A 23,431-nucleotide genomic window follows, 5' to 3' on the forward strand; every position below is an offset into this window, starting at 1 on the left:
GTTACAATCAGAGGGATTGCGTTTACATAGTGATTAACTTTGAACCGTGAGTGAGGAGTGAGCTGATGGATCGTACATTTTTGATGGTGAAACCGGATGGTGTGCAGCGTGGTTTGATCGGTCGAATTATTAGCCGTCTGGAAGACAAAGGATTTAAGTTGGTGGCAGGCAAATTGGTGCAGATGTCTGAGGATCAGGCAAAACGCCATTATGCTGAACATGAGGGCAAACCGTTTTTCGATGATTTGGTTCGTTTTATCACGTCTGGGCCTGTATTTGCCATGGTGTGGGAAGGGGACGATATTGTGGCGCTTGCGCGCATTGTCATCGGAAAAACCAATGTGAAGGAAGCAGCTCCAGGTACCATTCGCGGAGACTTCGCCAGCCACACACCACATAATCTGATTCATGGGGCAGATTCGCCGGAAAGTGCTTCCCGTGAAGCAGCAAATTTCTTTGCTTCAGATGAACTGGTGGTATACGACAAGAGCATCGCAGCCTGGTTGTAATTATTAGCCAAAAGGGTGATACACGATGCTGGAGCAAGAACAACTACTAGACCCGGATTACACCGGATTCATTCGTAAAATCAAAGAGAGCACAGGCATTGATCTTGCTCAATACAAGGAAGGCCAGATGAAAAGAAGGCTGACCACACTTCGCAACAAAAACGGGTTTCATACATTTTCTATCTTTTTTGAGGCTATGGAGAAAGACAAATCATTGTTTTACGAGTTCCTTGATCGCATGACGATTAACGTGTCGGAATTCTGGCGTAATCCCAATCGCTGGGAAGTACTGCGAGACGAGATCCTGCCTGAGCTGCTGGGCTCCAAGCGTCGTGTCAAAGTCTGGAGTGCAGCCTGTTCAACAGGTGAAGAACCCTATACACTTGCCATGATTCTGGACACGATGGGTATTTTGAAGGACAGTTCCATTACGGCAAGCGATCTGGATGAAGGTGCATTGGCCAAAGCCAAGGAAGGCCGTTATATGGAACGCTCACTTAAGGATGTGCCAAAGGAAACGGCGAACCGTTATTTCAAGCAGGATGGCTTGGTATACCGTATTGATGAGCAACTCAAAAATTCGATCAAGTTCATGAAACAAAATTTGCTCGTGGATCGTTTTGACGATGGGTACGATCTGATTGTGTGCCGGAATGTCATGATCTATTTTACCGAGGAAGCCAAAAACCTGTTGTATCACAAATTTGCAGCAAGTTTGCGTCCAGGCGGTATTTTGTTTGTGGGCAGTACGGAGCAGATCTTCTCCCCGGGACAATATGGTCTGGAGACAGCAGAGACATTCTTCTATCGGAAGAAATAATGATATTGGTTGTTGAGCCGTCTGAAGCACATGTACATGTGTTCAGGCGGTTATTTGTATATCAAGTACAAGAAAGAGTCGACTTTCTTGTCAAAGCCGGTCAGCTATACTATAATAAGCAAAGAAATTATGGGATTTTAGCAATGTGAAGTTTAACAGTTTAAAGGGGGAACGTATTATGAGTTTACGCTATTTAACCGCAGGGGAGACGCACGGACCCCAATTGACCGCTATTATTGAAGGATTGCCAAGTAATTTGACGATTAACTTTGAAGAACTGAATTTCCAGCTTCACCGCCGCCAGAAGGGATATGGCCGTGGACGTCGGATGCAGATCGAGAAGGATCAGGCCAATTTCGTTGGTGGTATCCGTCACGGATATACAACAGGTGCCCCAGTAGCGCTGGTTGTTCAAAATAATGACTGGAAACATTGGCAGAATATTATGAATATTGAGCCGATCGAAGGCAGTGACGAAGAGAAACGTCGCGTTCATCGTCCGCGTCCCGGACACGCCGATCTGAACGGTGGACTCAAGTATAATCTCAAAGACTTGCGTAACGTACTGGAGCGTTCTAGTGCGCGTGAGACAACGGTACGTGTGGCATGCGGTGCCATTGCACGTCAGTTCCTAGCTGAATTCGGGATTAAGGTAGCTGGGCGCGTGCTTCGCATTGGAGAGATCGAAGCTCCTTATCATGACCTTCCGATTGATGAACTGATCGCAGTGACAGAAGCTTCCTCTGTACGTGTCACAGATGCTGAGACAGAGAAGAAGATGGAAGTCTACATTGACCAGATCAAACAGGAAGGTGACTCCATCGGAGGAATTGTGGAGTGTATCGTTGAAGGTGTTCCTGTTGGTCTGGGAAGTTATGTTCAATACGATCGCAAGCTGGACGCACGAATCGCTCAAGGCGTTATGTCCATTAATGCATTCAAAGGTGTAGAGATTGGGATCGGATTCGAAGCCGGAGTCATTCGTGGTTCACAGGTGCATGATGAAATCATGCATACGGATGAGCGCGGCTACCACCGGGCAACCAACCGTCTCGGTGGATTCGAAGGTGGGATGACGAACGGTATGCCAGTGGTTGTACGTGGTGTGATGAAGCCGATCCCAACGTTGTATAAGCCACTGCAAAGTGTCGATATTGATACGAAAGAAGCATTCACGGCTCAGGTTGAGCGTTCAGACGCTTGTGCTGTACCCGCAGCGAGTGTGGTTATGGAGCATGTCGTAGCATGGGAAATTGCCAAAGCATTCCTGGAGAAATTCGGCGGGGATTCGATGGAAGAGATCCGTGCGAACGTTGCCAGCTATAACGCTCAGCTGGAGAATTACTAATATGCGTCAGCTGACGGTACAGTTGGAGGAGCGCTCATATCCGATTCTGATTGGTAGCGGCCTATTGGCGCAAGCACCTCAATACTTTGAGCAATATGGCTTGACCAAAAAAAGTCCGTTACTCATCATTACAGACGAAAATGTGGCTCCCAAATACTTGTCAGGTTTGGAGCAAACGTTGCGTACGGCTGGTTATACAGTCGTATCGGCGGTTGTCCCCTCTGGTGAAACATCGAAATCCCTTTCGGTGTACCAGGATATGATGACGGTTGCCATCGAAGGCAAACTGGATCGGAGTTCTGCGATTCTGGCCCTGGGTGGGGGTGTCGTAGGTGATCTGGCTGGCTTTGTTGCTGCTACATATATGCGTGGAATCAAGTTTGTTCAAGTACCTACAACGATTTTGGCGCATGACAGCAGTGTGGGCGGCAAGGTAGCTGTCAATCATCCGCTGGCCAAAAATATGATCGGTGCATTCCACCAGCCTGAGCTTGTACTCTACGATGTGGATACACTACAATCCTTGCCGCTACGAGATGTCTCGGCAGGTTTGTCAGAGATGCTGAAGCACGGGCTGATCCGTGATGAGGCTTTTGCACATTGGTGTGAGGAGCATGCGGAAGAACTGCTTGCGCTTAATCCGGAAGCACTGGGATACGGCTTGGAGCGAGGGTGTGGCATTAAGGCAGAGATTGTATCCAGAGACGAACGTGAAAATGGAGAACGTGCGTTGTTGAACCTGGGACATACGATTGGTCATGCCATTGAAGCGATTGCGGGTTACGGAGAATTCCTGCATGGAGAAGCGATCTCGATCGGTATGGCTGGATCAGCATTGCTTGGTGAGAAGCTTGGTGCGCCAGCAGGGCTCTATGAAGATACGGTCCGCATGTTGCGTTCACTTCGCCTTCCGACAACAATGCCTGCGCATCTGGACACGGATGCATTAATGGAAGCGATGATGCATGACAAAAAGTTCCGTGAAGGTCATATGGTGTTCATCATTCCTGATCGGATTGGAGCTGCAAGAATTGTGAAGGACGTACCTGTGTCGGCAGTTCGGGACGTCATTGAAATGCTCAGGAAGGGAGAATAACAGCAATGGTCACACGGGGAATTCGCGGGGCTACAACAGTCACGCAGAACAACGAAGAACAGATTTTGAAAGAAACGGCTGTATTGTTGCAGGAGATCGTGGATCGCAATGAGATCCAACCGGAAGATATCTGCAGTGTATGGATTACGTTAACTGGAGATCTGGATGCTGCTTTCCCGGCAAAAGCTATTCGCCAACTGGATGGCTGGGAGCTTGTACCACTGATGTGTGCACTGGAAGTTCCAGTTAAAGGTGCCTTGGCACAGTGCATCCGTTTCATGGTACATGTGAATACGAACAAGAGTCAGAAAGAAATCAATCATGTGTACCTGAATGGTGCACAGGCATTACGTCCGGATCTGGCAGCACCTTCTGGTTCTTAAGCAAGTGGGTTGTCAAACCGGTTATAATGATGTATAGTGAGAACCAGTTGAGTAGAGTAGAGATTGAGCTGAGAGCAGCTGAGCTAGTGGAGTATATAGCAGAGTCCAGTGGGTGGTAACCGGGGCAACAGAAACCGGTCAACTGATTCACGGTACGTCGTGCTACGGAATAGGTAACAGGAACAGGGCGAACAAATTTGTCTGTCTTAGGACATCTTTTGTTTTGATATATTTTGGTATAAACACAATCAATGAACTCTCCCTTATTAATGAAATATTGGACTGAGTGGTTGACGTGTTATGACTGAAGTATTTTCCTGATTGAATGATGTGACTTGCATCCATTCAGCAACCTGTGCATAATCCGACAGCGAAGTATAGGGACTTGTTATTTATGAAGCATCACCCTGTTAAATACAGCTTATAACCAAACCTCTACCTGATGGTAGAGGTTTTTTTCGTATATATAACTTTTTCTTCTACCTAAATCTGAAAGGACGTGATCTGATGATAACGCCAAACGTTAATCAAGTACTGAAAATGTCGAATGAGTATAATCTGATTCCGGTAGTCAAACGGATTCTGGCAGACATGGAGACACCGATTCGAATATTCCGCCGTTATGCTGACAACGACCGTGCATTCCTGCTGGAAAGTGTAGAGGGTGGTATTCAATGGGCGAGATACTCCTTCATCGGTACAGATCCGTTCCTGATGATTTCGGCGAAGAAAGGCCGGATTGTTGTAGAAGAAGCAGGGAAGACCCGTGAATTGCCAGGAAAACCGATTGAAGAACTGAAAGCATTGCTGCGTAAGTACCGCAGCCCGAAAGATGATGAACTGCCACCATTCACAGGTGGGGCAATTGGTTTCTTTGGATACGATCTACTGTCCTATTATGAGAAGCTTCCAGCTCACGCGCTGGATGATCTGAATATGGATGACATTCGCTTTATGTTCTGCGACCAGATTATCGTGTTTGACCATGTGAAGCAGCAAATGCTGTTAGTCGGTAATGTACACGTCAAAGACGGAGCGACGGATGATGAGATACGGCAGGCGTATGCAGTGACTTCGGAGAAGCTGGAGCAGGCCGCAGAACGTTTGCAGCAGCAAGGACCCGGGGAAAACCTGAATCCGCGTTCCATTCCGGGAGACGTGGAGCTGGGGGACATTCGCTCCAATCTTACGAAGGAGCAGTTTATCGGCAATGTGGATCGAGCCAAAGAATACATCCGTGCAGGTGATATTTTTCAAGTGGTATTATCCCAGCGCTTTCATATCGATACGGAAGTTTCTCCGCTTCACGTGTATCGCGTACTTCGGACGCTAAATCCATCGCCTTACATGTACTATCTCAAGATGGATGATGAGATTATCGTCGGCACCTCGCCGGAGGCACTGGTCAAGGTGGACGGAAATCGTGTGGAGACACGACCAATTGCGGGCACACGTCCTAGGGGGGCAACAGAAGCGGAAGATCGTGCACTTGCTGCTGACCTGCTACAGGATGAGAAAGAACGTGCGGAACATTTGATGCTGGTAGATTTGGGCCGTAATGATCTGGGCCGCGTATCCAGCTTCGGCAGTGTGAAGTGTGACATGTTCATGGAGATTGAACGGTATTCTCACGTTATGCACATGGTGTCCAACGTTACGGGCGAGCTTAGAGACGACAAGGATTTCTTCGATGCATTCCTCTCATGTTTGCCAGCGGGTACCGTATCCGGTGCACCGAAACTGCGTGCAATGGAGATTATCGCGGAACTGGAGAAAGAGGCACGGGGTGCCTATGCAGGAGCGATCGGATACCTCGGTTTCTCGGGTAACATGGACTCCTGTATTACGATTCGTACGATTATTTTCAAAAAAGGAAAAGCATATGTACAGGCCGGAGCGGGAATCGTGTGGGATTCCGTGCCTGAGAAGGAATATGAGGAAACCGTTAACAAAGCCAAAGCGCTGCTCAAGGCGATTCGGACAGCAGAAGCAATGTTTCCTGCCAAAGACAAAGACAGCACGTTGAGACTGGCGAATGCAGACTATTTTGTCACACCAACCGCCGCTAAGAACTGAGAGAGGAGAGACCGGAGAATGAACATGAACCCAATGATGAATGAGAAACCAGTAACACCCGTAGCTGAGATTGCTCGTGAGGAAGGTATGAAGAATGGCTTGGCAAAGGTTTTGGAGGGCAGTCATCTGGAGCAAACCGAAGCACGAGATTTGATGTATTCGATCATGAGAGGTGAGGCTACGCCGGCTCAAATCGGAGGTTTGCTGATGGCGCTGCGGATGAAAGGGGAAACGGTGGATGAGATCACTGGTTTTGCTGAAGCCATGCGTGGTCAGGGCGGACGAATTCTCACGGATGGCAGCGGCTTGCTGGACACTTGTGGAACAGGTGGTTCGGGTATTCACAAGTTCAACATTTCCACAGCATCCGCCATCATTGCTTCGGCCGTCTCGGTTCGGGTCGCCAAACATGGCAACCGTTCTGCTTCAGGCAAAGCGGGAAGCGCGGATGTATTAGAGGCACTCGGTGTAAATATCCATCTGAACGGCGAGCAGGCCAGACAGTGTCTCGATGATATCGGAATCTGCTTCTGTTTTGCCCAGGTATATCACCCTTCCATGCGGCATGCAGCAGGACCAAGAAAAGAGCTGGGTGTTCGTACAATATTCAACATGCTCGGACCTTTAACCAATCCTGCCGGAGCGGATCGCCAATTGCTTGGCCTGTATGATCGCTCCCGGACGCCGATGATTGCTGAAGTACTGAATCGTCTTGGTCTCAAAAGAGCGTTGGTTGTGGCCAGTCATGATGGTCTGGATGAAATCAGCATCTCGGCACCGACTCAGGTATCTGAATTGCGCAATGGTGAAGTGCACACCTATGATATTGATCCACGTGATATGGGCTTGTCTCTGCATCCACTTGAAGCAGTGCTTGGAGGAGATGCGGCACAGAATGCCGAAATTATTAAGAGGATCTTCCAAGGTGAGCGGAGTGCCTACCGCGACGTCGTTCTGCTGAACGCCGGAGCGTGCATCTATGTATCGGGTCTTGCAGATAGCATTGCTGAAGGGGTGACACTTGCCGCAGAAGCAGTAGATTCGGGGAAAGCTGCCGGGAAGCTTGAGCAGTTAATTCATACAACGGAGGCGTACAGTCATGTATCTTGATCGAATCGTTGCAACCAAACATAAGGAAGTTGAAGTTCTGGCACAAACATTTCGCATGGATGAAGCTATCCAAAAAATCGAACAACTACCCGCAACCCGGGGGTTTGAACAAGCATTATCGAGCAGACGCAATCGCAAACTCGGTCTTATTGCTGAAGTGAAGAAGGCTTCGCCGTCCAAAGGGTTAATCCGTCCGGATTTTCATCCGGTAGAGATTGCTGCTGCTTATGAACGAGCGGGTGCAGACTGCATCTCCGTATTAACAGATGTGTCGTATTTTCAAGGAAGTAATGAGTACTTGCAGGCTATCCATCAGGCGGTGAACATTCCGCTATTACGTAAGGATTTTATTATAGATGAACGACAGATTGCCGAGGCAAGATTGCTGGGTGCAGATGCGATCCTGCTGATTGCCAGCATTCTGACACCGGAACAGATTCGACACTATCTGGAATTCGCCAAAAGTCTGGGGCTGGATGCCTTAATTGAAGTCCACGATCGGACAGAACTGGAGCAAGTATTGGAAATTCCGCAGGCAACCCTTGTGGGCATCAACAATCGTAATTTGAAAACATTCGAAACCAGTCTGAATACGACACTGGATTTGATGGAATTGATTCCGAGTGGTGTCACCTTGATCAGCGAAAGTGGAATTGATGGACCAGAATCAACAGTACCTTTAATCGAAGCAGGGGTTCACGGTATTCTCGTAGGGGAGCACCTCATGCGTAAGGATGATGTCGAGGCAGCTGTATATGATCTGATGGGACCCAAATGATGAATACCTCCATACAAGATGGCACAGGCGATAGTCAGTCAGAACTGAGAAACCCGCTGCCAGCGGCCGTAAAAATATGTGGACTTCAGGACGTTGAAGTGCTAAAATCGATGATAAACTTGCCTGTGGATTACATTGGTGTTGTTTTTGCCAAGTCACGCCGCCGAATCGAACCTGAGCTGGCTGCTGCATTAAGAACGGTGTTGTTCGAATGGTCTGCTTATGATCGACCGAAGCTTGCCGGTGTATTTGTGAATCCTACTCTCGAAGAGCTGGAACACATTATGGAGGTTGTTCAACTGGATGTTATTCAACTGCATGGACAAGAGACTGCGGAATTTTGCCAGCAGGTGAAGCAGCGGTGGAATGCCGAGGTGTTCAAAGCTATTTCTTTTCCAAAAGTTGAAACGGGTTCGGAAGCTGATGATACAGCCATAATGGCTCTTGATGCTTACGATAAATTCGTGGATGCGATATTGCTCGATACCTATGATCCTCAGTATGGAGGAGGCTCCGGCAAAACCTTCGCCTGGGAACGTATTCCTGCCTATGCCGAATGGGCGAAAAGTCACGGCACGGGGATGTTCGTTGCAGGAGGTTTGCACCCGGACAATGTACAACAACTAATACAGACATATGCACCTTTCGGCGTCGATGTATCCAGCGGCGTGGAGACTGAAGGTGTGAAAGATATCGCCAAAATTACAGCATTCGTAGAAAGGGTGAAGCAGGCATGACACATCAATTGCCGGATCAACACGGGCGTTTCGGTCCCTTCGGAGGCCGCTTTGTACCCGAGACACTAATGAACGCACTCATTGAACTAGAGGAAGCCTATGGCCACTTCTCGGAAGACGAGGAATTTAACAAGGAACTGAACTATCTGCTAAGCGAGTATTCTGGACGTGAAACGCCATTGTACCATGCAGAGCAATTATCTCGTCGCTTGGGCGGACCTAAAATTTATCTGAAACGTGAAGATCTGAACCATACAGGTGCACACAAAATTAATAACGCCATTGGACAGGGTTTGCTTGCCAAACGTATGGGCAAAAAGAAAGTGATTGCCGAAACGGGAGCAGGCCAGCATGGCGTTGCAACGGCGACAGTAGCTGCATTGCTCGGACTGGAATGCAAAGTATTTATGGGCGAAGAGGATACACAGCGACAGCAGTTAAACGTATTTCGGATGAAGCTGCTTGGAGCAGAAGTGATTCCGGTTACGTCTGGAACACGTACATTGAAGGATGCAGGTAATGAAGCACTTCGTTATTGGGTCAGCAATGTGGAGGATACGTTCTATGTCCTCGGATCAGTTGTTGGTCCCCATCCTTATCCGATGATGGTTCGGAATTTCCAGCGTGTGATCGGTGATGAGACCCGTCGTCAGATTCAAGAGATCGAAGGACGTTTGCCAGATGTGATTGTAGCCGCTGTCGGTGGCGGTAGTAATGCAATCGGTATGTTCTATCCTTTTATCGGTGATCAGGATGTGAAGCTTGTTGGCGTTGAGGCCGCAGGCAAAGGGGTGGATACCGAGTATCATGCGGCGACAATGAGCAAAGGTACGCATGGTGTATTCCAGGGTTCCATGAGCTACTTGTTGCAGGATGAATATGGACAGGTACAGGAAGCACATTCCATCTCGGCAGGGCTTGATTATCCGGGTGTTGGTCCGGAACATTCCTATCTGAAGGATATTGAACGGGCGAAATATGTACCGATCACGGACCAGGAAGCTCTGGATGCTCTGCAATTGCTATGCCGGACGGAAGGAATCATTCCTGCTCTGGAGTCTGCACATGCGGTTGCCCAAGTTGTTAAATTGGCCCCTGAACTCACAGCGGACGATATCGTTGTCATCTGTCTGTCGGGACGTGGAGACAAGGATGTTGAATCCATCATGAAATACACGGGAGGCGACTTGGCATGAATCTGATGGACCAGACCTTCCAGCAATTGAAGGAACAGAATCGCACGGCACTTATCCCCTTTCTAACCGTTGGAGACCCGGATGTGGAGACAACGATCGATATCATCAAGGAGCTTGAGCATGCCGGAGCAGATATTTTGGAACTGGGTGTTCCGTATTCTGATCCGCTTGCGGATGGACCCGTCATTCAGCGTGCTTCCGAACGGGCATTGAAGAGCCGGGTTACCATTCGTACTGTCATGGAAACAGCTGCAAAAGCTCGTGAGGCAGGTGTGAAACTGCCTTTTGTGCTGTTCACCTATTATAATCCGGTGTTGCAGACTGGACTGGATGTGTTCTTTGAAGAGTTGATCAAACACGATATTAGCGGCATGATCATTCCGGATCTGCCAATTGAGGAAGCGGAAGAGATGCGTGAGCGTGCACATCGTGCCGGTGTACATCTGGTTCCGCTCGTTGCACCTACGTCTAATGAACGGATTGAGCGGATTGTGACGGGAGCGAGCGGATTTATCTATTGCGTTTCTTCCCTTGGTGTAACCGGAGAGAGGGCTTCTTTCTTTGATGGTGTAGAAAGCTTCATCGAGACGGTGAAAAGTCTGACAGACCTGCCGGTGGCGGTAGGATTCGGTATCTCTAGTCATGAGCAAGTGGAGCATTTCTCCCGCATCTGCGATGGTGTTGTTGTAGGAAGTGCTATCGTTCGTCAGGTGGAAGACGCGATTCCTTTGCTTGGAAATCCCGATACGCGTGAAGCGGGACTGTTGCAAATTCGCAACTTTGTGGCACAATTAAAAGGATAGGGATGTCCTGAAAGTACATCTTTGGACACGTGCAGTACACGCTGATTCGTATCCAACATTATTTCAATAACAGGAGGCGGTCGGGTTGAAACCGAAATCCCAGATTGTCAATCTGCCTGTGTACCAGCCGGGCAAACCGATTGAAGAAGTGAAACGTGAACTGGGGCTTGAACAAGTCATCAAGCTGGCCTCCAACGAAAACCCATACGGCAGTTCTCCTGCCGCTCTGGAAGCCATTACGAGAGAAATGACTAACATAAGTATATACCCTGACGGTAGCTCAGCTGAGCTGACAGGTGTTCTTGCCAAGCATCTTGGTGTGGAACGGAACAATCTGATATTTGGTTGTGGTTCCGATGAGATTATTGCTTTGATCACGAGAGCTTTCTTCTTACCCGGAGATGAAACCATTATGGCTGATCAGACATTCTCCGTATACAAAAGCAATGCAGATATTGAGGGTGCCGTTACCATTGAAGTGCCTCTGAAGGATGGAACGCATGATCTGAGCGCCATGCTCGCACAAATCAATGACAAGACCAAAGCGGTATGGGTATGTAACCCAAATAACCCTACAGGAACGATTATTTCCGAACAGGAACTTATCGCATTTATGGATCGCGTGCCTGCTCATGTGATGGTCATACTGGACGAAGCGTACTATGAATTCGTAACAGATGAAGCATATCCGCAAAGTGTGCCATTGATCGAGCGGTACCCGAACTTGGTCATTCTGCGGACATTTTCCAAAATTTATGGTTTGGCTTCGCTCCGGATCGGGTACGGCATTGCACGTCCCGAGATTATTGATTTGATTAACCGTGTACGTGAGCCGTTTAACACCTCGCGTTTTGGACAGGTTGCAGCAACGGCTGCACTACTGGATCAGGAGTTTGTTCAAGAGTGCTCGAAGCGGAATGCAGCGGATCGGGATTTTCTGCAAAATGAATTTACGCGGTTGGGATTGTCGTATTTCCCTTCGCAGGGTAACTTTATTATGGTTGATCTGAATATGCCTTCGGCAACGGCGTTCCAATCCTTGCTCAAACAAGGCATTATCGTTCGCCCAGGATTCCACGTATACCCAACATACATTCGTGTGTCCGTCGGAACATCAGAACAGAATCGTGCATTTGTCACGGCACTGGAGAACACGCTGGCTGAGAAGGCGGTAGCACGCCCTTAATACTGGCGATGAAAGAGTGAGGACCCATGAAACTAAAAATTGCAATGATCGGTGTAGGACTCATCGGCGGTTCACTGGCGCTTTGTTTCAAAGGCAAGCCAGGTGTATCCGTGATGGGCTACGCCCATTTGGAGGAACTGAAGGCCAAGTACATAGCGAGCGGTGTAGTGGATGATGCTACGCTCTCTCTGGAAGAAGCGGTAGAGGATGCCGACTTTATTTTTTTGTGTGTGCCCGTAGGTCTGCTTGAATCCTATTTCGAACAGCTCTCCAAGCTGCCATTGAAAAAAGGATGCATTATCACGGACGTAGGCAGTACCAAAGCTTCCATAGCCGCTTGTGCCGAGCATGTGCGGTTGACCGACGCTTACTTCATTGGTGGTCATCCGATGGCAGGTTCGGAGCGTGCAGGCGTCGATGCTGCCTCAGCCGTGTTGTTTGAGAATGCATACTATGTCTTGACCCCATCAGCACATGTGCCTGAGGAAGCGTACAGCAGGTTGTCGGAGCTACTTGCGTATACGCGGGCACAGATCGTGCGTGTGGAGCCATTGCTTCACGATGATATTGTAGGGGCCATTAGTCATCTGCCACATGTTATTGCTGTTGCGTTGGTAAATCAGGTGCGTCAATATAATGAATCGAATCCGCTATATAAAATGCTGGCAGCAGGTGGTTTCCGGGACATTACCCGGATTGCGTCCAGTGACGCCATTGTATGGAGAGATATCTTGCTTAGCAACCGGGATGTATTGCTGGGCTTGCTCAAGGACTGGAATAGCCAAATGACGGCCTTCACAGATATGCTGGAGCATCAGAATGGTGAAGGGATCGAGGATGCATTCCGTCAGGCCCGCGAGTTCCGGAGTATATTGCCAGAGCGACGTAAAGGCATGATTTCGCCGTTATTTGATCTGTACACCGATGTTCAGGATGCACCTGGTATGATCGGTAAAATTGCAACCGAGCTTGGTGCGAATGACATCAACCTGAGCAACTTGGAGATTATCGAGAACCGGGTGGATGTGCCGGGGATCATGCGTCTGTCCTTCCGTCAGGAAGAGGATATGGAACGAGCGAAGACGTTGCTGGATTCCTTGGGATATCAGGTGTGGATATAAGACGACGAGATAGGGGGCGAAAGCCCTCTTTTTTGTGAAGTTTTATTGGAGTTGCTCATTTGATTCTTGTCCACAAAAAAAAGGAGTTATTATCCTGAATTTCCGAAAGCTATAATGAATTCAAACAATTTTACTTAAAGTGTTGACAAAATGAAAACGTATACATATAATAAGGGTACAGTATGGTTTCTCTCCACTCCTATCCAATAACTGTATTGCTCCACGTGAGCAATGGCCGCTTATGTAAGCGGTCTTTTTTTTGTCTTAAAAAGGTATTTGAAAGGGTTTTATATGTTGATATTTACACATATACTTACATCCTCTATTTACATCACCCTCCTTAATCTGTTAGGATACCTTAGATCAAAAAAATATCACATTTTTGTAACCTTTTCAGAATTTCGTTCGTCTATATAAGCAAGGCTTACCAAAAAGGCCCAAAATGAAGTCATGAACGTGAAAAACACTGCATATGAATGACAGGTCGGGTTACTGTGGATAGCAATGGATTTGCCAGGATGATGCAGACCGTTGTACAATAAATACTGTTAATGTAGAAACGTTGGGGAAATTGCCATTACATAGGGGAATTTGGCGGGAAGGCCAGTTATGGTGCTGAACGCTGTTTATATGCGGTGAGAACCGCAACTTTTTTGTGCCTGTTCGGTAATACATGGATAGAGTCGAACGGGGAGAAGCACATGGATGGGCGAGGAGGGGTCGCACTCAAATGACGGATTCCCAGTTGATTCGAGAGATCAAGGAAGGTAACCTGGAGTTATATTCCGAGCTGATGAGTCGTTATCAGCGTAAAATACTGGCTTTCGTATATCATATGTTGAAAAGTTCCAATATGGAGCTGCTTGCGGAAGATCTCTGTTCTGAGACTTTCTATAAGGCGTTCCGCAGTCTGCACTCTTTCCGTGAGGTGGATGCCTCATTCTCAACCTGGTTATACACCATTGCGAGAAATACGGTACTGAGTGAGCTTCGCAAACAGCGCAGCGGAAATGTCCCACTTGAAGAGAGCGGGATTGTGCCCGTTGCTCCTTCGGAGAATACACCGGAGTATGCTGTACTACGCAGCGAGCGGGTGATGCTGGTTAGGGATGCGATTAACAATTTGCCGGAGAAGCAGCGTTCTGCGATTATACTCCGTGAGTATGATCAACTAGACTACCAAGAGATTGCCAATATTCTTGGGCAGAGCGTCAGTTCTGTGAAATCGCTATTATTCAGAGCAAGATCAAGCGTGAAAACTCAATTGGAACCTTATTTCTTCGAACCGGTGTACGAGCCATATGAAGGGATGAAGAACCGATGAATTGCAATGATGCCCAGGAACTGTTTGCACTGGTCTGGGACTTGCCGGAAACTCATCCTCAGCGGATTGCATTTCATGCTCATCTCGCTGGTTGTGAAGAGTGCTCCGAGCAGTTTGAGGTCTGGGAAGAAGCTCAGATCTTGCTGCACAGCATTCCGGTTCCAGTGACAGAACAACAGGCAGAGAGAGTAAACCGTAATGTTATGGACCGGATCTACGCGGAGTCTCCATGGCTACTGCCGGAAGAGGCAAAGGTTAATCGTTTCTCTGCTGTGATTCGCAAGCATATGTCTTTGTGGATTGCCGCGTTCCTGGCTATTTTTTTATGCAGCTTTCTGTACATGGCAATGTTTAAGCCAGATGTATCAGAAGCTGAGCATACCAAGGTTGTTGCTACAGGTATTCTGGAGACAGGGGTTGCCGGAAGCGGACCGTCGTCATCTGGATTGTATCAGTACAACATGACTGGAGCGGACAGAGGAAGCATCATTGAACCTTTTGTTGTGAGCATGGGACCTGCTTATCCTCAGTATTGGATGGCCCTGTCTTTACTAGCAATAGGGATGGCTTTATTCTCTCTTGGACGTATGCATCGAACAACGAATAAACGAAAACAAGGTGCGCGTGCATAGGTAGTAACCTTTCGTTCGCCGTGTGGAGAAATGAGGGATGTAAGTGCGAATCGGGCTTATTCGTCACGGTCTTACAGACTGGAATGCGGCGGGCCGTATCCAAGGGCAGACTGATATACCTTTGAATGGAGAAGGTCGTGAACAGGCAGAACGCCTGGGAAGACGTCTGCTGACGGAAGAATACCAATGGGACTATATCATCACAAGTGGATTATCGCGGGCACAGGAAACAGGGGAGATTATCTCCACACTGTTGAATGTACCTTTGCTTGAACCGGACGCACGGTTGAAAGAAAGGGCTTTTGGTCAGATTGAAGGTCTGACTTCAGAGGAGCGAGTTGCCCGCTGGGGCCAAACCTGGGAGACGCTTGATTTGGGACAGGAGCAGATTGCGGATATCCAGATTCGTGCACTGGCATTTCTGGATGATCTATGGTCTGCCTATCCAGATCAAAACGTGCTTATAGTCACTCATGGAGCTTTTCTGGCCAACCTGTTAACGGCCTTGTATAAAGATCGGTATACAGAACGGATTGGAAATCTGTCACTAACGATCCTGGAGAAGGAACGTGATGACTGGAGTCCGCTGTTATATAATTGTACACGACATCTGTCTCTGGACACAGCGAAACAACCTGAGTAATCCAACTTGGGTTGTTTTTTTGCGTTTTATGGGGAAAGAAAGGCTTTATATGATTTCAAACCTCTCATTTTTCTTCTGATTGACCAACTTGAGGCATAGTATGATTTTAAAACATAAAAGATTTCCAAAAAGAGGTTTAGATTGTGGGAATTCCGTCAACGATGTTTACAAAACCAAACTATTTCAGGCCCCGAATCAGCAGCCGAAGTAGTTAACGGGCGAGGCGATGGACCCATGAATCTAGCGGATATGCTTACTTTTGCCGATATTGGCCAGCTTAATCGAATAGCAGACTATTACCAATGTGAATGCAAGCCCAACTCCAAACATGAACTCATCCAGAGTATTCTCACCACATTGGGCAGCAGACCCTTTTTTGAGCAGCAGGTACGTCAACTGAATCAAGCAGATCAGCGCTTCTTGAACAACTTGTTGTTTGATCCTCGCCAGTACTATGGTATGGAAGAACTCGTTGCCATAGCTCGTCAATCGATGGATAAAAAGGAGAGTGAGGCTGGAGCAAGTCCACGTGATCTTATCGTCCGCTTCAATAAAAGTGGATGGTTGTTCAATGGGACGACGCAGCAGACCAGATATCTGTATCAGGTACCTCAGGATCTGAAATTAAGATTCAGGGATGTCCTATCCACTCATTTGCGAACAGGGATTACGAAAACAACGGAACCACCCATGTATCGGGATGAGTATCATCTCTTGGCGGATGATCTCAAGTTGTTCCTGCAGTTTGTTCAGCAGCATGAAATTGCCCTTAACGCTGAAGGTATGATGTATCGCCGCTCTCAACAGCAGATTATGGAGCATCTGCACATCAGTGAGGAATTGGTAGGCAAGGCCGGTTGGAGATTCGGATATGGCCGTTCGTTCAAGGATTATCCGGATCGTTTTGCCCTTCTCTACGACTATGCATTTCACCATCGGCTGGTTCGCGAAGAGCAAGGTACACTGAGGTTATCGCCAGCTGGAGAAGACAAGCTGGGGACTGAGAAAACAGCTGAAATGATACAGCTATTTAGATTTTGGTTAAGATTGTATAAAGGCGCTATTCCAAATCTGCCCTCTATTGTGTATTGGACAGGCGAATGTGCATCTGAATGGTCAACCGCAGAGTCGCTGTTTCGACAGATCGGTCCATTCATTCAGCCGTTCTATTATGATACGGCCGAGGCAATCTATGATAACAGAATAATTAAAATGATGTTGCATCTTGGCATGGTCCGTATTGGGGAACACGAAGAAGGCCGGACTGTTCAGATGACAGCTTGGGGTACGCGTCTTGCTGCATCCTGTCGCTCCATCTCAGGAGACACGACACCCATTATGTTTGACAAGTGAAGGACAAGTTGCTAAAATCACTCCCAAATTAAGGAGTGATATGAATGATAATTCCATACAAAGGTATACAACCTCAGTTACATCCTTCGGTATACATAGCTGAAGGTGCAAAACTGATCGGTGATTTGAGAATGGGAGAAGAGTCTTCCGTTTGGTTCAATGCAGTCCTACGGGCTGATTTGGCTCCTATAATCATTGGGAAGCGCTGTAATATTCAAGATAATGCTGTTGGGCATGTCAACACAGACCAACCTTTGATCTTGGGAGACGATGTTTCGGTAGGACACTCAGCGATCATTCATGGCTGTTGTATTGGAACAGGGTCATTGATTGGCATGGGAGCCATTCTGCTGAATGGAGCCGACATTGGCGAATATACGATGATTGGGGCCGGTTCTGTAGTTACTGAAAATAGTAAAATTCCGCCCTATACTCTTGCTTTGGGGACACCTGCCAAAGTGATACGTGAGCTGACTGATGCTGATTTGGAGCGGATGTCCAGAACTTCACTGGGTTATGTTACCAAAGGGAAAGAATATAGGAGCTCTTAAATCCGTTTTGGAGGTGCATCCTATTGGATAAAATGAAAGTTACGTATGAAGTCATGTTGGGGCTAGCAGCTGAGATGGTGTGGGACGAAGCGCTTCGCAAACAGCGTAGCGAGAAGCTCTATTTGGAAATCGATAAAGCGTTAGCTACCGGAGACGAAGTAGCTTTCCGGAGTCTGACGGATGAACTGAGGACCATAAACTGATGGGCTAAATACGTCTTTTCTGAGATAAAAGGGAATGCGCAGATGCGTATTCCCTTTTTTGATATGTGTAATTCCAAAATGATTGTCTGGATTTATAAGATATGCTCATATATAATATGGGAATAAAATGGATAGAAAGGGGATATAGGGAATTGAAATTCAGTGAGATGACTCAAGACAGCTGGGCTGAACTGCAACTCTATCTGGATACATGCCTTATTCCATACACAGCTCTTACCGGTGACCAGTCGCCAGTTGAAGCTACCGAGGCACTGGAGCGGCTGAGAGATTTTCTGGATCTGGTCGAAATTCCTTTCAAAGGGAGAATCATGACATATCCAGCCTTTCATTATGCTAATTCGGAAATGTCAATGACATTAAATTCCTTGTCCGCCCAGCTTAAATCTTCAGGATTCAAATATGTGATTATTATGTCATCTGATGGTCAGTTTGAAGATGCTGAAATTCCATCTGCTGATTTGGTTTTGAGCCGGTTAACGTTAACTCGTGAGATCGAAGAAGAGGGGATTGCGAGATATGTCGGGGAGAAAATACGAGAGTTGTGGAAAAAATGAGTTTTATGTGACAAATGTGACAATTTTACAACACTTTTTTAATAACGCTTACAATTGAACCTTAAAAATGTGTGACAAATTCTTGACGGTGTTCTAGGGCTACTATATGATTATGTATGTTCTAGTAAGTCGTGGAATTTATGAAAATGAAAACGTTTGAGAGAGTTGGCTGAAAAAGGGGGTTGGAGACAGTATGAGCAGTGAGCATGACCAGCACGAAGCTTCGATGAAATTGCCAAGCCGCATGGAGATGTCACGCAGGCAGTTTTTGACGTACACGCTTGGTGGAGCTACAGCCTACATGGCCGCCGGTGCAATTCTTCCCATGGTCCGTTTTGCGGTGGACCCGATTTTGCAGCATAAGGGAGAAGGCACCTCTGTCAAAGTAGCTGAAATCAGCAAAATTACGAATGAACCTCAAGAATTCACCTTTGAACTTCAACAACAGGATGGTTGGTATCTGAGTAATGCATCGTTGGTGGCCTGGATTCGCAAAGATGAGCAGGGTAAAATTTATGCGCTCTCACCTATCTGTAAACATCTGGGATGTACAGTGGGCTGGAATAGTGACAAAAGTTATCCTGACGAGTATCATTGCCCCTGCCATGGCGCGCACTATGACAAGGAAGGGAAGAATCTTGCCGTAGCCCCCAAACCGCTGGATGAGTACGTAGTTAAGGAAGAGCAGGGTTGGGTATATCTGGGCGACATTGTTCCGAACACCCGAGTGAATTAGGAGGCGTGAACGCAGATGTTTAAAAATGTCTATGACTGGATTGACGAGCGTCTCGACATCACGCCAATCTGGCGGGACGTTGCGGATCATGAAGTTCCAGAGCATGTAAATCCGGCTCATCACTTTTCCGCATTCGTGTACTGCTTTGGTGGATTGACGTTCTTTATTACTGTTATTCAGATTCTGTCAGGCATGTTCCTGACCATGTATTACGTACCTGATATTATCAATGCTTACGCAAGTGTGGAGTATCTGCAGACCAAAGTAGCCTTCGGCCAAATTGTTCGCGGCATGCACCACTGGGGAGCCAGTCTGGTTATCGTAATGATGTTCTTACATACGATGCGTGTGTTCTTTACAGGCTCTTACAAGGCACCGCGAGAAATGAACTGGGTTGTCGGCATGCTGATCTTTTTCGTCATGTTGGGCCTGGGGCTCACAGGGTACTTGCTACCATGGGATAACAAAGCCTATTTTGCAACAAAAGTAACACTGGAGATTGCCAACACGGTTCCTTGGCTGGGACCAATTATCAAAGAATTCCTGCAAGGCGGTACGATTGTTGGTGCACAGACACTAACCCGATTCTTTGCCCTGCACGTATTCTTCCTCCCCGCTGTGCTTCTGGTGCTTCTGGTCGGACACTTTATCATGATCCGCAGACAGGGCATTTCGGGACCACTATAAACTGAGAAGGGAGGAATCGCAATGGCTCACGGACATAAGAAGGATGATGAGGAAAAGGTTATCTTTGTCGGTGATTCACGCGTCCGTAAAGGGGCGGGTTTTATTACCCCTCCTGATTACACGGCGTATCCCGGCAAATCAGAAGCCTTTATTCCCAACTTCCTGCTGAAAGAATGGATGGTTGGTGTCGTTGTATTGGTAGGGATTTTGGTTCTCACGATCTCAGAACCTGCACCTTTGGGATATCCGGCCAATCCGAGCGCATCCGTTATTCCCATGCCGGACTGGTACTTCCTTTTTCTGTATCAGTATCTGAAGTATCCATATGCATCAGGCGATTACGTCCTGCTCGGGGTACTGGGAGTCAGTGGAGTTGCTTTCGGAGCTTTACTGCTTGCACCGTTCCTGGACACAGGCAAGGAGCGACGTTTCTATAAACGTCCTATTGCTTCATCGTTGATGATACTATCGGTCATTGCAGTATTTTACCTGACAAACGTGGCATGGACGCACTACAAGCATGAGCTTGAAGCGACAGGACAGAAACCTGAACATATTCAACGTGAAGAAGAAGCGCTGGAGAGGCATGAACAGGGGCTTCCACCAATTTCCAATGCACCTGGACAGCAACAGGAAGTGGCCATCGTGGAGCAGGATGACCCTGCAATGGAAACGTACAAGAAGGCCGGCTGTATTGGTTGCCATGCGGCTGATATGAAGGGCGCAAGTGGACCTTCACTTCGGGGTGTGGGTGACAAGCACAGTCAGGAAGAGATTCTCACTATTATCAAAGAAGGCTACAACGAGATGCAGCCTCAGTACAATAATGCCATCGCACAAGGTGTTACGGATGAAGAAATTAATCATCTGGCCGAATGGCTTGCGAAACAGAAAGCAGAACAGTAAAATCGAAATAACCAATGAAACCTGATCGTTTATGCGGTCAGGTTTTTTGAAGTGTTTTTGAGCAGCACGTTATCGTGCATAACATGTGAAGAAGGAAGGGGCAGGGAACGTGGCTTTATCGTTTTTCTGGAGTAGGGAATTTCTAACGAATCGTTATTTCCTGTGGCTTTTGTTTTGGTGTAATGCGGTAGGAACGGTATACGGTTACATCTGGTACGGTGATCAAATGAAAATGACGCTGGCCGAGCAGCCATTGTGGCAGATCGTATTTGTGCCGGATAGCCCAACGGCGAGTTTGTTTTTCACCTTAGCGTTGCTATGGATCCTGTACCCACCAAGGTCCATCATGATCAAACGGATTGGACATGTGATTCAGGCGCTTGCCGTGGTCACATCTGTGAAATATGGCGTGTGGGCCACATCCATTATTTTCGCTGGCTGGATGCAAGGCGGTACACAGCACTGGCAAGACTGGATGTTGATTGCTTCGCATAGTGCGATGGCAATTGAAGCTCTTATATATGTGCGGTTTTTCGGCTTCCGCTGGGCAGCCCTTGTTGTTGCAGGTCTTTGGACGCTGTTGAACGATACGATGGATTATACATATGATATTTACCCCTGGTTACCCGCATCTCTCTATGATCATGTAGATGGCGTACGTAATTTCACTTTCGGGCTGACGCTGGTGAGTATTCTGTGTGCCTGGCTTGCGTTGAGACAAGCGAAACGAACCTGATATTCGATCTTGAGCTTGTTCTAAGGAACTGCCCGCCGCCATACATTGATGGTGGGAGGGATGTCCATGAAGAGAACGTTCAGGATCAAGACTGGCTTATTGGTGGTATCGTTCATGGCTCTGCTGCTGTGGACGAACTTAGCATATTGTGTATCCGCGCAAAGTAAAGGATTGAATTCGAATTCAGATCAGCAAGTGTCCACAAGCAATTCAATTGCACAACTGAATGAGGAAGCAGCCATATTGTATCGTCAGGCACTCGAGAACAATATCGAAGAAGTGCGAGGAAGCATTCTGCGCATCAGTAAAAGTCTGGAGCATATCTCTTTTGAGGGACAAACGACAGTAGAGGGCATTCATGCCTTGTCCGAAACCGTAGTTGAAGTGAAACAAGCCATTGTGAAGGTGAAAAATGATGATGCTTCTCTTCAGGAGTCCTCTGCCAAACTTAGACTTGCAGCAGATAGTCTCGCCAATCCGACCAAGCCTTTATGGCTTCAGTATTATAAAATCGTGAAAAATGATCTGGATGCTTTATCTGCTGCTACAAATCAGGGGCAAACTGCGGCCGTACTGGCAAACCGCTACGCCGTTCTGGAGGAGCATTACGAGACGATTCGTCCTGCCGCAATGATTCGCCGTGAACCGTATGAGATTGCTCAGATGGATGCCTGGTTATCTCATACCAAGGGGCTTACCACCGCAAAGCAGCCAGATTTAAATCAGTTAAAAAGCATGATAGGCCATGGTGAGGAACTGGTGAACCAGTTATTTGGTCGGGAGAAGGATGAGAGTGCCTTCGTACCGTTTGTACAGGGCCCTGATCGCAGGGCAGCCGGGTTGCTCATCAGTTCGGTCATTGTGGCAACGCTAAGTTATGCTGGGTACCGTAAATATCGTGCACAGCAGCAGGGTATATTTCCTTTTCGGCGCTAATAGAATATGAACCTGATCGTCGTCTATTAAAAAAACCTCTTTTCACATAAACAGCCACTATAACGGCTCTTCATGCGAAAAGAGGTTTTCTTGTAGTTTCTGTATAATACATCAACTTTCTTTGAAACCTTCTCCATGTACATCGTGAACATCGCTGATGATGACAAATGCTCTGGGGTCAATAGAACGTACAATCGTCTGCAACCGCCTGAACTCTTGTCTGGAAATAACACAGTAGGCCATGTGTTTGGCCTGTTTAGAGTATGCGCCAATGGCTGGAATGAGGGTAACACCACGATCCATCTCCCGTGTGATTTGATCCGCAATCTCGGGTGCATGGTCACTGATGATCATAAATGCCCGGGCAGAATATGCACCTTCTTGAATAAAATCGATAACTTTGGAGGCGATAAATACCGCTACGAGCGTATACAGAATTTTTTCTTTGGGGATGTAGATGAGAGAGAGCCCGATAATGACGAAATCAATGCCCAGTAATATTCGCCCCATACTCCATCCGTACTTTCGGTTGAGAATACGAGCAATGATGTCTGAGCCGCCCGTCGTTCCGCCCCAACGGAATACGATGCCAAGACCGGCTCCAAGGGTAACACCTGCATACAGGGCTGCGAGCAGGAGATCATTCTCGGTATGTAATGGTTCAATCCAGCCCAGATGAATCAACTTCTCGAACAACCACAGAAAAACGGTCAATGCTCCAATCCCGATTCCGGTATAGATCATCTGTCTGCCGCCCAGAATTTTGAGCCCGATCAGAAATAGAGGAACGTTTAGAATCAGAGTTGTAAGTGAAGGTGAAATGCCGAATGCATAATTGATCAGCACCGTAACCCCGGTGAGACCACCTTCCATAAGCTGGTTGGGGATAATGAAATAGAGGAGCCCGAAGGCATACAAGGCTGTACCCAGCAAGATGGGTAGAACCAGTTTGACTTGAACCCAGGTTTTGGCAGTGCTCATAAGAT

At 47.4% G+C, this 23,431-nt stretch carries 26 protein-coding genes; 25 read left to right on the forward strand and 1 reads right to left on the reverse strand.

What is annotated here, in order from left to right; translation table 11 throughout:
* Positions 1-65 precede the first annotated feature (65 nt).
* The 25 genes from ndk (at position 66) to AC4G47_RS11040 (ending at position 22,445) form a co-directional block, all read left to right on the forward strand.
* Positions 66-509 carry a nucleoside-diphosphate kinase gene (ndk, locus tag AC4G47_RS10920; RefSeq protein WP_017687704.1) on the forward strand — a complete coding sequence of 148 codons (444 nt, stop codon included), beginning with the start codon at positions 66-68 and terminating at the stop codon, positions 507-509.
* 25 nt (positions 510-534) lie between these two features.
* Positions 535-1,329, forward strand: a complete 795-nt coding sequence (locus tag AC4G47_RS10925; RefSeq protein ID WP_458123089.1) for a CheR family methyltransferase — start codon at positions 535-537, stop codon at positions 1,327-1,329.
* Positions 1,330-1,507: 178 nt separating this feature from the next.
* Positions 1,508-2,677, forward strand: a complete 1,170-nt coding sequence (gene aroC / locus AC4G47_RS10930) for a chorismate synthase (protein ID WP_491105996.1) — start codon at positions 1,508-1,510, stop codon at positions 2,675-2,677.
* A gap of 1 nt (position 2,678) precedes the next feature.
* Positions 2,679-3,773 carry a 3-dehydroquinate synthase gene (gene aroB / locus AC4G47_RS10935; RefSeq protein ID WP_491105997.1) on the forward strand — a complete coding sequence of 365 codons (1,095 nt, stop codon included), beginning with the start codon at positions 2,679-2,681 and terminating at the stop codon, positions 3,771-3,773.
* A gap of 5 nt (positions 3,774-3,778) precedes the next feature.
* Positions 3,779-4,156: a chorismate mutase gene (gene aroH / locus AC4G47_RS10940; RefSeq protein WP_458123088.1), complete on the forward strand. Its 378-nt coding sequence runs from the start codon at positions 3,779-3,781 to the stop codon at positions 4,154-4,156.
* Between the two features lie 507 nt (positions 4,157-4,663).
* A complete protein-coding gene (trpE, locus tag AC4G47_RS10945) occupies positions 4,664-6,232 on the forward strand; it encodes an anthranilate synthase component I (protein ID WP_491105998.1) in 1,569 nt (522 codons plus the stop codon).
* 69 nt (positions 6,233-6,301) lie between these two features.
* Entirely contained in the window at positions 6,302-7,342 is a 1,041-nt protein-coding gene (trpD, locus tag AC4G47_RS10950; RefSeq protein ID WP_491106682.1) for an anthranilate phosphoribosyltransferase, read from the forward strand.
* Complete coding sequence (gene trpC / locus AC4G47_RS10955; protein WP_491105999.1) at positions 7,332-8,120, forward strand: indole-3-glycerol phosphate synthase TrpC; 789 nt, start codon at positions 7,332-7,334, stop codon at positions 8,118-8,120. Before trpD ends, trpC begins: the two co-directional genes overlap by 11 nt.
* The gene (locus AC4G47_RS10960) at positions 8,120-8,857 is read left to right on the forward strand and encodes a phosphoribosylanthranilate isomerase (protein WP_491106000.1); all 738 of its coding nucleotides are present in this window, start codon (positions 8,120-8,122) and stop codon (positions 8,855-8,857) included. The genes trpC and AC4G47_RS10960 overlap by 1 nt, the downstream gene beginning before the upstream one ends.
* Positions 8,854-10,053 (forward strand): tryptophan synthase subunit beta, encoded by a 1,200-nt coding sequence (gene trpB / locus AC4G47_RS10965; protein ID WP_491106001.1) that lies wholly within the window; start codon positions 8,854-8,856, stop codon positions 10,051-10,053. Before AC4G47_RS10960 ends, trpB begins: the two co-directional genes overlap by 4 nt.
* Positions 10,050-10,856 (forward strand): tryptophan synthase subunit alpha, encoded by an 807-nt coding sequence (gene trpA, locus AC4G47_RS10970; protein ID WP_491106002.1) that lies wholly within the window; start codon positions 10,050-10,052, stop codon positions 10,854-10,856. The genes trpB and trpA overlap by 4 nt, the downstream gene beginning before the upstream one ends.
* Positions 10,857-10,941: 85 nt before the next feature.
* Positions 10,942-12,042 (forward strand): histidinol-phosphate transaminase, encoded by a 1,101-nt coding sequence (gene hisC / locus AC4G47_RS10975; RefSeq protein ID WP_491106003.1) that lies wholly within the window; start codon positions 10,942-10,944, stop codon positions 12,040-12,042.
* 26 nt (positions 12,043-12,068) lie between these two features.
* Positions 12,069-13,163 (forward strand): prephenate dehydrogenase, encoded by a 1,095-nt coding sequence (locus AC4G47_RS10980; protein WP_458123082.1) that lies wholly within the window; start codon positions 12,069-12,071, stop codon positions 13,161-13,163.
* A gap of 730 nt (positions 13,164-13,893) precedes the next feature.
* Positions 13,894-14,487, forward strand: a complete 594-nt coding sequence (locus AC4G47_RS10985) for an RNA polymerase sigma factor (RefSeq protein WP_036607662.1) — start codon at positions 13,894-13,896, stop codon at positions 14,485-14,487.
* Positions 14,484-15,119 carry an anti-sigma factor family protein gene (locus AC4G47_RS10990; RefSeq protein ID WP_491106004.1) on the forward strand — a complete coding sequence of 212 codons (636 nt, stop codon included), beginning with the start codon at positions 14,484-14,486 and terminating at the stop codon, positions 15,117-15,119. Before AC4G47_RS10985 ends, AC4G47_RS10990 begins: the two co-directional genes overlap by 4 nt.
* A 43-nt stretch (positions 15,120-15,162) precedes the next feature.
* A complete protein-coding gene (locus AC4G47_RS10995) occupies positions 15,163-15,762 on the forward strand; it encodes a histidine phosphatase family protein (protein WP_491106005.1) in 600 nt (199 codons plus the stop codon).
* A 234-nt stretch (positions 15,763-15,996) separates the two neighbouring features.
* Entirely contained in the window at positions 15,997-17,115 is a 1,119-nt protein-coding gene (locus AC4G47_RS11000; RefSeq protein WP_491106006.1) for a hypothetical protein, read from the forward strand.
* Between the two features lie 44 nt (positions 17,116-17,159).
* Positions 17,160-17,666, forward strand: coding sequence for a gamma carbonic anhydrase family protein (locus tag AC4G47_RS11005; protein WP_491106007.1), 507 nt, complete (start codon positions 17,160-17,162; stop codon positions 17,664-17,666).
* A gap of 23 nt (positions 17,667-17,689) precedes the next feature.
* On the forward strand, positions 17,690-17,869 hold the full coding sequence (locus AC4G47_RS11010; protein ID WP_017687723.1) for an IDEAL domain-containing protein: 180 nt from the start codon (positions 17,690-17,692) through the stop codon (positions 17,867-17,869).
* Between the two features lie 152 nt (positions 17,870-18,021).
* Complete coding sequence (locus AC4G47_RS11015; RefSeq protein WP_491106008.1) at positions 18,022-18,444, forward strand: DUF2487 family protein; 423 nt, start codon at positions 18,022-18,024, stop codon at positions 18,442-18,444.
* A 193-nt stretch (positions 18,445-18,637) separates the two neighbouring features.
* Positions 18,638-19,180 (forward strand): QcrA and Rieske domain-containing protein, encoded by a 543-nt coding sequence (locus AC4G47_RS11020; protein ID WP_145322451.1) that lies wholly within the window; start codon positions 18,638-18,640, stop codon positions 19,178-19,180.
* A gap of 15 nt (positions 19,181-19,195) precedes the next feature.
* The gene (gene qcrB, locus AC4G47_RS11025; RefSeq protein WP_017687726.1) at positions 19,196-19,867 is read left to right on the forward strand and encodes a menaquinol-cytochrome c reductase cytochrome b subunit; all 672 of its coding nucleotides are present in this window, start codon (positions 19,196-19,198) and stop codon (positions 19,865-19,867) included.
* Positions 19,868-19,888: 21 nt separating this feature from the next.
* A complete protein-coding gene (locus AC4G47_RS11030; RefSeq protein ID WP_491106009.1) occupies positions 19,889-20,773 on the forward strand; it encodes a c-type cytochrome in 885 nt (294 codons plus the stop codon).
* A gap of 109 nt (positions 20,774-20,882) precedes the next feature.
* Positions 20,883-21,509 carry a DUF1405 domain-containing protein gene (locus AC4G47_RS11035; RefSeq protein ID WP_491106010.1) on the forward strand — a complete coding sequence of 209 codons (627 nt, stop codon included), beginning with the start codon at positions 20,883-20,885 and terminating at the stop codon, positions 21,507-21,509.
* A 66-nt stretch (positions 21,510-21,575) separates the two neighbouring features.
* A complete protein-coding gene (locus AC4G47_RS11040) occupies positions 21,576-22,445 on the forward strand; it encodes a sporulation protein YpjB (RefSeq protein ID WP_458123075.1) in 870 nt (289 codons plus the stop codon).
* A 111-nt stretch (positions 22,446-22,556) separates the two neighbouring features.
* On the opposite strand, the gene AC4G47_RS11045 is transcribed toward AC4G47_RS11040, so the two are convergent.
* A complete protein-coding gene (locus AC4G47_RS11045; RefSeq protein ID WP_458123074.1) occupies positions 22,557-23,426 on the reverse strand; it encodes a YitT family protein in 870 nt (289 codons plus the stop codon).
* Positions 23,427-23,431: the final 5 nt, after the last annotated feature.

This window comes from Paenibacillus sp. Negev47, from assembly GCF_058313655.1.

Coding starts and splice junctions, on each gene's coding strand:
- ndk (WP_017687704.1), top strand. CDS start 66: ATGGATCGTACATTTTTGATGGTGAAACCGGATGGTGTGCAGCGTGGT.
- AC4G47_RS10925 (WP_458123089.1), top strand. CDS start 535: ATGCTGGAGCAAGAACAACTACTAGACCCGGATTACACCGGATTCATT.
- aroC (WP_491105996.1), top strand. CDS start 1,508: ATGAGTTTACGCTATTTAACCGCAGGGGAGACGCACGGACCCCAATTG.
- aroB (WP_491105997.1), top strand. CDS start 2,679: ATGCGTCAGCTGACGGTACAGTTGGAGGAGCGCTCATATCCGATTCTG.
- aroH (WP_458123088.1), top strand. CDS start 3,779: ATGGTCACACGGGGAATTCGCGGGGCTACAACAGTCACGCAGAACAAC.
- trpE (WP_491105998.1), top strand. CDS start 4,664: ATGATAACGCCAAACGTTAATCAAGTACTGAAAATGTCGAATGAGTAT.
- trpC (WP_491105999.1), top strand. CDS start 7,332: ATGTATCTTGATCGAATCGTTGCAACCAAACATAAGGAAGTTGAAGTT.
- AC4G47_RS10960 (WP_491106000.1), top strand. CDS start 8,120: ATGAATACCTCCATACAAGATGGCACAGGCGATAGTCAGTCAGAACTG.
- trpB (WP_491106001.1), top strand. CDS start 8,854: ATGACACATCAATTGCCGGATCAACACGGGCGTTTCGGTCCCTTCGGA.
- trpA (WP_491106002.1), top strand. CDS start 10,050: ATGAATCTGATGGACCAGACCTTCCAGCAATTGAAGGAACAGAATCGC.
- AC4G47_RS10980 (WP_458123082.1), top strand. CDS start 12,069: ATGAAACTAAAAATTGCAATGATCGGTGTAGGACTCATCGGCGGTTCA.
- AC4G47_RS10985 (WP_036607662.1), top strand. CDS start 13,894: ATGACGGATTCCCAGTTGATTCGAGAGATCAAGGAAGGTAACCTGGAG.
- AC4G47_RS10990 (WP_491106004.1), top strand. CDS start 14,484: ATGAATTGCAATGATGCCCAGGAACTGTTTGCACTGGTCTGGGACTTG.
- AC4G47_RS11000 (WP_491106006.1), top strand. CDS start 15,997: ATGAATCTAGCGGATATGCTTACTTTTGCCGATATTGGCCAGCTTAAT.
- AC4G47_RS11005 (WP_491106007.1), top strand. CDS start 17,160: ATGATAATTCCATACAAAGGTATACAACCTCAGTTACATCCTTCGGTA.
- AC4G47_RS11020 (WP_145322451.1), top strand. CDS start 18,638: ATGAGCAGTGAGCATGACCAGCACGAAGCTTCGATGAAATTGCCAAGC.
- qcrB (WP_017687726.1), top strand. CDS start 19,196: ATGTTTAAAAATGTCTATGACTGGATTGACGAGCGTCTCGACATCACG.
- AC4G47_RS11030 (WP_491106009.1), top strand. CDS start 19,889: ATGGCTCACGGACATAAGAAGGATGATGAGGAAAAGGTTATCTTTGTC.
- AC4G47_RS11040 (WP_458123075.1), top strand. CDS start 21,576: ATGAAGAGAACGTTCAGGATCAAGACTGGCTTATTGGTGGTATCGTTC.
- AC4G47_RS11045 (WP_458123074.1), bottom strand. CDS start 23,426: ATGAGCACTGCCAAAACCTGGGTTCAAGTCAAACTGGTTCTACCCATC.